Here is an 11,762-nt window from a genome sequence, read left to right on the forward strand (position 1 = left end):
GGTGCTCTTTCCGAGCGCCCCGCCCCGCCGTGTGCGTACCAGCCGTTACTGCGTGACCTTCCCGATGATCACGCTGCCGGTGCCCGCCGCGGTGCCGCGCTCGTTCACCAGCTGGACCGTCCCGAAGAACTGGCGTCCCTCGGGAGCCGCGCCCGCCGCGACGACGTCCGCCGTCACCTGCGCCGAAGCGCCGCCCGCGAGCTTGACGGTCTTGCTCTCGTCGACCTTGACGGTGCCGAGCGAGGGAGCGAAGTACACGTCCTTGTAGGTGTACGTCGTCGAACCGGCCGGGACCGCGTAGCCCGCGACCTGGATCGTGTACGTGCCCGCGGCCGGCTTGACCAGGCTGACCGACTCGTCCGCGCTGCTCGTCGTCGACTGGGCGACCGTCCTGCCGTTCTGGTCCAGGACGTACAGGTCGAGGTCGGCGCCCGCGTCCGAGGTGCCGCCGATCGACACGTCCAGGTGCTCGACGCCCGCGCCGATGGTGACCGTGCTGGTCTGCGTCTCACCGGTCTTGATGGTGGGGGTCGCGACCTTCGCCGAGCCGAGCGAGCCGCCCTTCAGCTTGCCGTCGAGGGCGGCGAAGCCGTTGGTGACCTTCCACTGCACGGGGGCCGGGGTGCCGACCTTCGCCTCCGGCACCGACTGGGTGGCCGGGTCGAAGCTCACGCCGAGCACCGAGACGTCCAGCTTGTAGGAGTTGTCCAGGTACGGCGACGTACGGCGTGCCTCGACCTCGATCTCCCACACGCCGGGCTGCGGGTTCGCGTACGAACGCAGGTCCGGGCGGCAGGTGTTGGCCGGGTTGTCGTAGTTCGGGTAGCAGTTCGGCGTCGCCGTCGTGTCCAGGGCCACGCCGTAGGGGTGGATCGAGATGAAGCGGGTCTGGCTGCCCGAACGCAGCGCGCCCATGCGAACTTCCAGGTTCTTCGCGCCCGCCGGGACGTTCAGGAAGTACGACTTGGTGGAGTTGCGCTGCACCGTGGACGACGCCGAGAAGGTGTAGCCGGGGCCGGCGACCGGGGTCGCGACGATGACCGTGGCCATGACCTGCTGGTCGACGCCGACCGTCTTCGGGTCGTCGACCTGGAGGATCGCGCTGTGGACGCCGCCCGACTTCGGCTGCGCCTGCACCTTGACGGTGACGGGCTTGCCGAGCGGCAGGCTCACCTCGTCGTCGCCGAGCACCTTGAACGTGCCGTCGTCGTTCTTGAGCGACACCTTGTGCTTGACGTTCTTGTCGGGGCCCGTGGTGCGGGTGACCGTGACGTCGTACGTCTTCTTCTGCCCGGCCTTCAGGCCGCTCTCGCGGTCGTAGATGCCGGTGCCGACGTTCGGGGTCTTCAGGGCGAAGGCGAGCGCACTGGAGACCGGCGCGGTGACCGTGTACTCGTGGGCCGGGGCGTGCTTCTTCGCGGTCTGCTTGATCGCGTCCCAGGCGCCCACGATGTTGATGAGCCCGGCACCCTCGGAGTAGGCCTGAACTCCCTTGATGTGCTTGGCCGTTGAGGTCAGCGCGGTGCGCAGGTCGGCCGGCGGCAGGTCGATGCCCTGCTGCTTGGCGGCCGAGATCAGGAGCGCCGAGGCGCCGGCGGCCTGCGGGGAGGCCATCGAGGTGCCCTGGAGCATCGAGTAGCCGGCCGGCAGGGTGTAGCCCGACTCCTTGACCGGGCTGCCGGGCAGCCAGGTCTGGGTGGAGTTGATGGCCGCGCCCGGGGCGGTCAGCGTCGGCGTGAAGCCGCCGTCCTCACGCGGGCCGCGCGAGGAGAACGGCATCATCTGGTAGTCCGTGGAAACGCCGGAGCCGTAGTTGGCGGCCCAGGTCTCCTTGGAGATGCTCGCGCCGACGGATATGACGTGGTCGGCGAGGCCGGGGTCGCCGATGGTGTTGACGCCCGGGCCGTCGTTGCCGGCCGAGATGACCAGCTGGACGCCGTAGCTGTCGATGAGACGCTTGTAGAGCTCGGCGCGCGCGTTGTTGCCGTCGTTCAGCGCCGGCAGGCCGCCGATCGACATGTTCACGATGTCGACGTGACGGTTGGTGACGAGGTCGATCATGCCCTCGGTCAGCGCGATGTTGGTGCAGCCGCCGTCCCAGTTGCAGGCCCGTGAGGAGACGATCTTCGCGCCCGGCGCGGCACCGCTCATCTTGCCGCCGAACAGGCCGTTCGCGGAGGTGATGCCCGCGACGTGGGTGCCGTGCTCGGACTCGATGACGCCGATGTTGACGTAGTCCGAGGTGTGCCCGGCCGCGTCGTAGACGACGTTCTTGCGGATCTCGACGGTGAACGGGACGCGCTCGGCGACATCGGTCGCCGGGTTGTCCGTGCCGAAGTAGCCGACCTGGTAGCCGTCCTTGTACGGCTTCATCGGAGCGTCGTCCGAGAAGTCGTTGTTGTTGTTCAGGTCCACGCGGACCGTGCCGGCGACCGGGTCGTAGAGCACGCCCCAGCTGTCGGTGGTGTCGCCGTCCCGGTTCAGGTCGCCCTTCGCGTCGCCGCCCGCGGTGGCCTTCTCGGCGAAGGTGGAGAAGTCGTAGGACCCTGCCGGTGCCTTCCAGGTCTTGCCACCCGCCGTGAACGTGGGCCCGGAGACGGCGGTGTTGGCGCGCAGCCAGGTGCCGTCGTTGTCCTGCACCGGGTCGGTCGCGGTGACCCAGTCGACGATCTTGCGCTCGCCGGTGGTGGTCTTCTGGAGCGCAGGGTGGCCGAGGTCGACGCCCGAGTCCAGGATGCCGATGGTGACCCCGCGGCCGTCCGCCTCGGGGTGCTGCTTCACGAAGTCGACCGCACCCGTCTCGAAGTTCGGGTTGTACGGGTTCTTCACGGGCGTGTCCTTGCCCGGCGCCGGATAACTGCCCGAAGTACGCAGCTGCTTCGCGGACTTGGTGGTGTCCGCGGAGGGCGTCGGGTCGTCCAGCTGGATGTCCTGCTTGAGGTCGATGCCGTGCACCGAGGGCAGTTTCGCGGCCGCCTTCAGGGCCGCCTCGGCCCGCGCCGTCGGCAGCGTCGCGCGGACGTAGCCCAGCTTGTCGTCCAGCTTGCCCACGGTCGCTCCCGCGACCGCGTGCAACTGCTGGGTGACGGCGGAGGTGGCGCCCGGGGCGGTCGCCACCATCACGGTGACGCTCTTCTCGCCCTTGGCCTGCGCATCGGCGAGCCGCTGCTCGTCGGCCTTGCCGAGCTTGTCCTCGGCGGTCTTGGCCGGAGCGGTCTTGACCGGCGGCGCGGTCCACGGGTCGTCGCCGCCCGTCGCGGCGAAGGCGGGTGCGGCGCCCGCCGCGACGAGCGCGGCCACCAGGCCGGCCGCCGCCGCGATACGGGCGGTGCGTCTCGCCCCGGGTATGGAGCGCGGGGATTCAGTGGTCATTCAGCATCCCTATGAGGTGGGTAAGGGCCCGGCCGCAGAAAACGGTTCGACTTTCGGTGCCGGATGACCGCTGAGCATTGCGTATATGACTGTTGTTTGTGGAGAGTTGACCGTTACGTGATGTGAACATGGCGCTTTCCCGCCAAGGTCCGGGATCCGCCAGGTCGACCCGGCTCGGTCGTCGCGCCGGAGAGCGGCACCCCCGCGCACGCCGACCCGTAACCTCACCGGATGAACACGGAGTTGCGGGTGGCGGCCTACGCCGTATGCGTACGGGAAACCAGTGGTGTCCAGGAGGTCCTGCTCGCCCGCTGGGTGGCCGGGGACGGCACCAAGCGGTGGACGCTGCCGGGCGGCGGCATGGACCACGGCGAGGACCCCCTCGACACCGTGGTGCGCGAGCTCGACGAGGAGACCGGGTACGCCGTCGAACCGGTCCGGCTGCTCGGCATCGACTCGATCAACCGGCGCTACCCCCGAAAACTCGGCCGGTTCGCCGACTTCCAGGGCCTGCGCATCGTGTACGAGGCCCGCATCACCGGCGGCGAGCTGCGCCACGAGACCAACGGCTCCACAGACCTGGCCGCCTGGCACCCACTGGCCGAGGTGGCCGCGCTCGACCGGGTCGAACTCGTCGACGTGGGCCTGGAGTTGTGGCGCACCCGGCCGCCCACGGGCAAGGCCTCCCTGCCCGCGGGCTGAGAGCCTGTGTCACCCATTCCGAACGCGGGCGACGGGCCGTTCCCCTCCGAAGGCCCGCCGCCCGCGACCGGAGTCAGCGGGGGAGCACCACCACATAGGCGGCGGGCTCCCGGTCGGTGGACGCCATCAGCGCGGTCCGCACCACGGTCGCCTGCTGTTCGAGGGACTCGCGGAGCTTCCTCGGCGTGATGTGCACGACGGTGATCCCGAGCCGTTCGAGCGCCTCGCGCTTGCGCGTGTACTCCGACCACAGGGCATCGTCGTCCTGACGAGGGGCCCGGGTGTCCAGCTCCACCGCCACCGCCTGCTCGGGCCAGTACGCGTCCAGGCCGCCCAGGTGCGGGCCGCCCGGCAGGCGCAGGTCCACGTTCCACACCGGGTCGGGCAGGCCGAACCCGCGCACCATCGCGTACAGCCGCTCCTCGGCGATCGCGCGCCCCTCGGCGAGCAGCGCGTCCACCGCGTCCACGACATGGGCCCGGGTCAGCAGCCGGGCCTGGGTCAACTCCCGTACGATCGCGGCCGGTTCGGTGTGGCCGCGGCGCACCGCCTCGGTGAGCAGGCGGCGTACGGCCTGGGCGTCACCGACGACCGCGACCGCGTCCGCGAGGGCCCGCGGCACCGGCGCCACCGGCACCCCCGTGATCATCTCCGCGTACGGCATCGCGTGCGCCCGCACCAGCTGGACGCAGCCCGTCGAGCGCAGCCGCCGGGTGCGCGGCACCAGGATGTCGATCCGGTCGAGCGAGAGCAGCGGGGGAGCGGAGGAGAACCCGTGCAGCGCGAGCGCCGCGAGCCCCGTGACGATCGCCTGCGGCGCCTCGGCGGGAGCCTGGCCCTGCGCAGGGATGGCCTTGGCGCGCCCGGCGGCCGGCCACCCCGCGTACATCAGCGCGGCGTGCAGCCGCTCCTCGCTGGTGGCGGGGCCCGGGTGCAGCACGTACACGCCCGGAAGGAGCTGCTGCCACGGCCCGCCGGGCTGGCACTGGGCGGCGGTCCGCGCGGCCGAAACCCCGTGCGCGCGCAGCTGGTTGGCGGACAGGACGCGCCGCTGCACGTCGGTGAGGTGGCTCAGGGGGCGGGGGGAGAGCGGGGTGTTGTGGTTCATGCTGCGGGGTTTTCCGCAGCCGAACCGCCCACTAACCGCTGTTACATGCCCGTCGACAAATCCGGACAACCCCGTCCTAAAGTACGGGCGTTCGAGTGCCGATCAGGGGGCCCGTCCGCGGGCCCCCCGAACGGGCGTCAGCGCGCGGACGCTGCCGCGTCGCAGGTCTGGCCGCGCAGGGTGCGGGCCAGGTCGTCGCGGGCTTCGAGGACCAGGCGGCGCAGGGCCGGAGCCGCGTCCTCGTGCGCGGTGAGCCACTCGTCCGTGGCCGACAGCGTCGCCTCGTCGTCCTGGAGGCCGGGGAACAGACCCTTGACGATGTCCATGCCGATCTGGATCGAACGCTCGGCCCACACCCGCTCGATCGCCTCGAAGTACTTCGGGGCGTACGGGGCGGTCAGCGCGCGCTGCGAGGGCTGGTTGAAGCCCGAAATCGTGGCCTCCGCCAGCGCGTTGGACAGCGCGTCCGACTCCACGACCTGTGCCCAGGCCTGCGCCTTGACGGCCTCGGAGGGGCGCGCGGCCAGGCAGCGCACGTGGTGGCGCTTGCCGGACGCGGTGTCGTCGCGGGCCAGTTCCGCGTCGATCGCCGACTCGTCCACGACGCCGTGCGCGGCCAGCGGTTCGAGCAGCGCCCAGCGCAGCTCCTGGTCCACGTCGAGGCCGTCGATCTTCGCCGAGCCCGCGAGCAGCCCCTCAAGGAGCTGGAAGTCGGCGCCGGTGGCGGCCGTCGCGGCGAAGAAGCGGGCCCAGGTCAGCTGGTGCTGGCTGCCCGGCTCGGCGAGCCGCAGCTCGTGCAGGGCGCCCTCGGCGAGCAGCCGGCCGCCCTCCTCGCGCCAGCCCGGCGTCGCGTAGTGGACGACCGCCGACCGGGCCTGGGAGTGCAGCATCTGGAGCACGCCGATGTCCGACTCGCGGCCCGCGTGCGCGAGGACGAGGGCGACGAAGTCACGGGCGGGCATGAGCGCGTCCCGCGTCAGGTTCCACAGCGCGGACCAGCACAGGGCGCGCGCGAGGGGGTCGCTGATGTCGCCGAGGTGGGTGCGCAGGGTGGCGAGCGAGCCCTCGTCGAAGCGGATCTTGCAGTAGGTCAGGTCGTCGTCGTTGACCAGGATCAGGTCGGGCCGCTCGGCCCCGGCGAGCTCGGCGACGACCGTGCGCGGACCCTCGACGTCGACCTCGGCGCGGGCGTAGCGCACCAGGGCGCCCGCCTCGCTGCGGTACAGGCCCACGGCGACCCGGTGCGGGCGCAGCTCCGGGTGCGAGGCGGCGGCCTCCTGGACGATGGCCAGCTCGGTGAGGCGGTCGCCCGCGTCGTAAGTGGCCACCGGCGTAAGGGAGTTGACGCCCGCCGTCTGGAGCCAGGAGCGCGACCAGGTCGCCATGTCGCGCCCGGAGACCTCTTCGAGGACCGAGAGCAGGTCGCCCAGGCGGGTGTTGCCGTAGGCGTGCCGCTTGAAGTAGCGCCGGGCCCCTTCGAGGAAGTCGTCCCGGCCGACGTACGCGACCAGCTGCTTGAGCACGGACGCGCCCTTGGCGTACGTGATCCCGTCGAAGTTGAGCTTGGCGTCCTCCAGGTCACGGATGTCGGCCGTGACCGGATGCGTGGACGGCAGTTGGTCGGCCCGGTAGGCCCACGCCTTGCGGTTGTTGGCGAAGGTGACCCAGCTGTTGGTGAAGCGCGTCGCCTCGGCCTGCGAGAACGAGCCCATGAAGTCGGCGAAGGACTCCTTGAGCCACAGGTCGTCCCACCAGACCATGGTGACCAGGTCGCCGAACCACATGTGCGCCATCTCGTGCAGGATGACGTTGGCCCGGCGCTCGTAGGCGGCCTGCGTCACCTTGCCGCGGTAGATGTACTCCTCGCGGAAGGTCACCAGGCCCGGGTTCTCCATCGCGCCCAGGTTGTACTCCGGCACGAACGCCTGGTCGTACTTCCCGAACGGGTACGGGAAGTCGAAGTTCTCGTGGAAGAAGTCCAGGCCCTGCTTGGTGACCAGGAAGACGTCATCGGCGTCGAAGTGCCTGGCGAGCCCCTTGCGGCACATCGCGCCGAGCGGGATCTCCAGCTTGTGGCCGTCGTCGAAGGTGCGCGTGTAGGAGTCGGTCACGTAGTGGTACGGGCCCGCCACCACGCACGTGATGTACGTCGAGATCGGCTCGGTAGCGGCGAACCGCCACACCTTGTCCGCCTCTTGCCCGCCCGCGCCGTTCGACCACACCGTCCAGCCCTCGGGGGCCTGTGCCTCGAAGACGAAGCGGGCCTTGAGGTCGGGCTGCTCGAAGTTGGCGAAGACGCGGCGCGAGTCGGCCGGCTCGTACTGCGTGTAGAGATAGACCTCGCCGTCCTCCGGGTCGACGAAGCGGTGCATGCCCTCGCCGGTCCTGCTGTACGCGCACTGGGCGTCGACCACCAGGACGTTGTCCTCGGCGAGGGAGTCGAGGGCGATCCGGTTGCCGTCGAAGACCTGGGCGGGGTCGAGCGCGTGGCCGTTCAGCGTCACCGACGTCACCGACGGGGCGATCAGATCGGCGAACGTCGAGGCGCCGGGGCGCGCCGAGCGGAAGCGGATCGTGGTCAGGGACCGGAACGTGCGGGGCCCGTCCGGGGCGTCCCCGACCGCGGACCGCAGGTCGAGAGAGACTTCGTAGCCCTCGACGGACAGCAGCTCGGCCCGCTCGCGGGCCTCGTCGCGGGACAGATTCTCACCGGGCACGGGCACTCCTTCGTGTCTCGTTCGAACGGCCTCGATCCTCCCATGCCGCCCCGGCGGCGGCCGAGCGGGAATGAGATCGGCCGAATCGGACGGTGGGCGGAATGCTTTCGGCTGATGCCGGTGTTCGACCGTAGAGATGCTTGCCTGACTGACCTGCTTGCCTGACTGACCTTGCCCGATGTTGCCCGAGGAGAGACATGTCCGAGTCCGCCAAGACCCCCGTCGACTTCTGGTTCGACCCCCTCTGCCCCTGGGCCTGGATGACCTCGCGCTGGATGGTGGAGGTCGAGAAGGTCCGCGACGTCGAGGTCCGCTGGCACGTGATGAGCCTCGCGGTGCTGAACGAGGACCGCCTGGACGAGCTGCCCGAGGAGTACGCCGCGAACATGCGGCCCGGCGGCAAGTCCTGGGGCCCGGTGCGCGTCGTGACAGCGGCACAGCAGCTGCACGGTGACGAGGTCGTCGGCAAGCTGTACACCGCGCTCGGCACCCGCATCCACAACGAGGGCCTCGGCGTGACCCCCGAGTCCATCGCCGCCGCGCTGAAGGACGTGGGCCTGCCCGCCGACCTCATCGACTACGTCGACCAGGACACCTACGACGTCCAGCTCCGCGCCTCCCACAAGGAGGGCATCGAGAAGGTCGGCCAGGACGTCGGCACCCCCGTCATCGCGGTGCCGGGCGCCGACGGCGAGCAGATCGCCTTCTTCGGCCCGGTCGTCACCCCCGCCCCGCAGGGCGAGGCCGCGGCCAAGCTGTGGGACGGCACCCTGCTGGTCGCCGCCACCCCCGGCTTCTACGAGATCAAGCGCAGCCGCACCGTGGGCCCCGACTTCAGCAACCTCTGACCGGCGCCGGGCGCCCGTGCCCGTCCGCACGGGCGCCCACCGCTCACTCCGCGTGCAGCGCCGCTATCCGCGGCAGCCTGCGGGCCATCTCCGCGGCGTCGTCGAAGTCGAAGTCCCAGCCTGGGTCGAGATCCGGGTAGTCGATGGTGAAGCAGTCGCCGGGCAGCTCCTCGCCGGTCGCCTTGAGATGGGCGTCCCAGGCGATCGCGAGGACCGGCTCGCACTCCAGCTCCTCCCAGGTGACGGCCGCCTCCCGCACCGCGGCGAGCCCGGCCAGGCTGTCGGGATCGGCCACCGCGGCCTCGTACGCCTCGCGGCCCTGCGCTATGAGCCAGCCCCTGAAATAGTCGAACCCGTCGTCCGAGCAGCCGCCGTTGACCGTGTACGCGGCCGCCCACAGCGGGGCGGTGTACGAGCGGGCCATCAGGTCCCACAGGACCTGCTGGGCCGCGCGGATCCCACCGGCCGGCCGCTCCGCGAGCAGCGCCGAGGCCCGCGCGGCGACCGCCTCCGCGTCACCGCCGTGCGGCACTTGCGCGCGGGCGTCGTCGATCAACTGCCAGAGCTCTGCTGTGTCCATACGTCGAGCATGGCACCCACCACTGACAACGCCCCGGCCGCTCGGGGCAGTTGCCGGTACGCACGCGACCGGCCCCCGCGAGTCACGTCCTCGCGGGGGCCGGCCGTTTATTCCGCCTGCAAGTGAAGGTTGAGAAGACGATCACGAGCAGGACGTCAGGTGTCGTAAGGGCGTGCCTTACGGGGCCAGGATCAGGTTGTTGCCGGCCTGCTTGGCGGCGAGGTAACGCTTCGCCACGTCCTGCCAGTTGACGACCCGCCACATGGCCTCGATGAAGTCGACCTTCTGGTTCTTGTACTGGAGGTAGAAGGCGTGCTCCCAGGCGTCGAAGACCAGGATCGGGGTCGAGCCCTGGCCGACGTTGCCCTGGTGGTCGTAGATCTGCTCGACCACGAGGCGGCCGCTGATCGGCTCGTAGGCGAGGACGCCCCAGCCCGAACCCTGCGTCGTCGCCGAGGCCTTGGTCAGCTGGGCCTTGAACTTGGCGAAGGAGCCGAAGGACTCGGCGATGGCGTCGGCCAGCTCGCCGGTGCCGTCCTTCTCCAGCGGCTCGCCGCCGCCGTCGCCCGTCATGTTGTGCCAGTAGATCGAGTGCAGGATGTGGCCGGAGAGGTGGAACGCGAGGTTCTTCTCCAGGCCGTTGATCGAGCCCCAGGCGTCCTTGTCGCGGGCCTCCGCGAGCTGCTCCAGGGTGTCGTTCGCGCCCTTCACGTACGCCGCGTGGTGCTTGTCGTGGTGCAGCTCGATGATCTCCGGGCTGATGACGGGTTCGAGCGCCGCGTAGTCGTACGGAAGTTCAGGAAGCGTGTAAATGGCCATGTCCGAGCCCTCCGACTGCTCACTGCAAATGCTTATTGCAATTGATGTGCAAGTGCACGCTATCAGCAGCAATGCGGCTGTGCAGCTAAGGGTGACCTCAGCAAAAAGTCCTGCGTCCCGAGGCCTAGGGCCAAGGGACGCAGGACAGTTGAGAGGGGAGCGGGGCCGTTCGGTCAGGCGTCGATCGGGGTCTGGGTCGACGTGCGCTGACGGACGTAGCCGATGATCGCGAGGACCAGGGTGAGGCCGCCCGTGTAGTAGAGCTGCACCCGCGTGCCGTCCTCGCGGGCCATCAGCACGAAGATCACGGCCATGCCGAACAGCGCGATCCAGGTGAGCCACGGGTAGAGCCACATCTTCACGACGAGCTTCTCCGGCGACTCCCGCTCGATGCGGCGGCGCAGCAGCAACTGCGAGGCGGCGATGAAGAACCAGACGACCAGGATGATCGCGCCGATGGTGTTCAGGAGCCACTGGAAGATGTCGTCCGGACGCCAGTAGCTGAGCAGCACGCACACGAAGCCGAAGGCCGAGGAGACGAGCACCGCGACCCGCGGCACCCCGCCGGAGATCTTCCCGAGCACCTTGGGGCCCTGGCCGCGCGAGACGAGCGAGCCGGCCATGCGGGAGGCGCCGTAGATGTTCGCGTTCATCGCCGAGAGCAGGGCGACCAGGATCACGACGTTCATGATGTGGCTCGCGGCCGGGATGCCGAGGTAGTCCAGGGTCGCCACGTAGGGGCCCTTGGTGGCGATGTCCTTCGCGGTCCAGGGAAGGAGCGTCACGACGACCGCCATCGAGCCGATGTAGAAGATCGCGATCCGCCACATCGCGGTGCGCACGGCCTTCGCGACGCCCTGGACGGGGTGTTCGGACTCGGCCGCGGCGATGGTGACCGTCTCCAGGCCGCCGTACGCGAAGACGGAGGCGAGCAGTCCGACGATGAGGCCCTCGCTGCCGTTGGGCATGAAGCCGCCCTGGCCCGTGAGGTTGGTCAGGCCCGGGGCGCTCGTGTCCGGCAGTACGCCGATGATCGCGAGGACGCCGATGACCAGGAACAGGACGATCGCGCCGATCTTCAGCGCGGCGAACCAGAACTCGAACTCGCCGAAGTTCTTCACGGCCGCCAGGTTGGTGCCGCAGAACAGCAGCATGAACACGGCGACGAGCGCCCACTCCGGGACGCCCGGCAGCCAGCCGTGCACGATGCCCGCGGCGCCGATGCCCTCCAGGCCGACGGCCACGCAGAGCAGGAACCAGAAGGCCCAGCCCGCGGTGAACCCGGCCCACGGCCCGATCGCCCGCTCGGCGTGCACCGAGAACGAGCCGGACGCGGGATTGGCGGCCGACATCTCGCCCAGCATGCGCATGACGAGCATGACGAGCGCGCCCGATATCGCATAGGCGAGGATGATCGAGGGTCCGGCCGCGGCGATCGCGGTGCCGGATCCGACGAAGAGCCCGGCGCCGATGACGCCGCCGAGGGCGATCATCGAAAGATGGCGCTGCTTGAGACCATGGGTGAGCGGTGAGTCGGTCTGCGGCCGGCTGTCGTTCGGCGCGGGCGCGGTTGTCCGAGACATGGGCATGCCCTGTTCAGTAGCTGATCCACCGGG

8 protein-coding genes are annotated in these 11,762 nt (G+C 70.1%); 2 read left to right on the forward strand and 6 right to left on the reverse strand.

The annotated features are described in order from the left end of the window. Positions 1–45 precede the first annotated feature (45 nt). Positions 46–3,372 carry a S8 family serine peptidase gene (locus OHA17_RS26095; protein WP_406508610.1) on the reverse strand — a complete coding sequence of 1,109 codons (3,327 nt, stop codon included), beginning with the start codon at positions 3,370–3,372 and terminating at the stop codon, positions 46–48. A gap of 231 nt (positions 3,373–3,603) precedes the next feature. Between OHA17_RS26095 and OHA17_RS26100 the strand changes: the two genes are divergently transcribed. Next, positions 3,604–4,074 (forward strand): NUDIX hydrolase, encoded by a 471-nt coding sequence (locus tag OHA17_RS26100; RefSeq protein ID WP_406508611.1) that lies wholly within the window; start codon positions 3,604–3,606, stop codon positions 4,072–4,074. Positions 4,075–4,147: 73 nt separating this feature from the next. On the opposite strand, the gene OHA17_RS26105 is transcribed toward OHA17_RS26100, so the two are convergent. After that, positions 4,148–5,182 carry a hypothetical protein gene (locus OHA17_RS26105; protein WP_398871925.1) on the reverse strand — a complete coding sequence of 345 codons (1,035 nt, stop codon included), beginning with the start codon at positions 5,180–5,182 and terminating at the stop codon, positions 4,148–4,150. A gap of 137 nt (positions 5,183–5,319) precedes the next feature. Next, positions 5,320–7,899, reverse strand: coding sequence for an aminopeptidase N (gene pepN, locus OHA17_RS26110; RefSeq protein WP_406508612.1), 2,580 nt, complete (start codon positions 7,897–7,899; stop codon positions 5,320–5,322). Positions 7,900–8,096: 197 nt separating this feature from the next. On the opposite strand from pepN, the gene OHA17_RS26115 reads away from it, so the two are divergent. Continuing rightward, on the forward strand, positions 8,097–8,747 hold the full coding sequence (locus OHA17_RS26115) for a DsbA family protein (protein ID WP_398871921.1): 651 nt from the start codon (positions 8,097–8,099) through the stop codon (positions 8,745–8,747). Positions 8,748–8,790: 43 nt separating this feature from the next. Here OHA17_RS26115 and OHA17_RS26120 read toward each other — a convergent pair whose 3' ends face one another. From OHA17_RS26120 to OHA17_RS26130, 3 genes are all read right to left on the reverse strand, one after another. After that, complete coding sequence (locus OHA17_RS26120) at positions 8,791–9,327, reverse strand: DUF4240 domain-containing protein (RefSeq protein ID WP_406508613.1); 537 nt, start codon at positions 9,325–9,327, stop codon at positions 8,791–8,793. A 177-nt stretch (positions 9,328–9,504) separates the two neighbouring features. Next, complete coding sequence (locus OHA17_RS26125) at positions 9,505–10,146, reverse strand: superoxide dismutase (protein WP_406508614.1); 642 nt, start codon at positions 10,144–10,146, stop codon at positions 9,505–9,507. A gap of 173 nt (positions 10,147–10,319) precedes the next feature. Further along, entirely contained in the window at positions 10,320–11,729 is a 1,410-nt protein-coding gene (locus OHA17_RS26130) for an amino acid permease (protein ID WP_406508615.1), read from the reverse strand. Positions 11,730–11,762: the final 33 nt, after the last annotated feature.

Source organism: Streptomyces sp. NBC_00212 (genome assembly GCF_045206365.1).
In the GTDB taxonomy this organism is placed as follows: domain Bacteria; phylum Actinomycetota; class Actinomycetes; order Streptomycetales; family Streptomycetaceae; genus Streptomyces.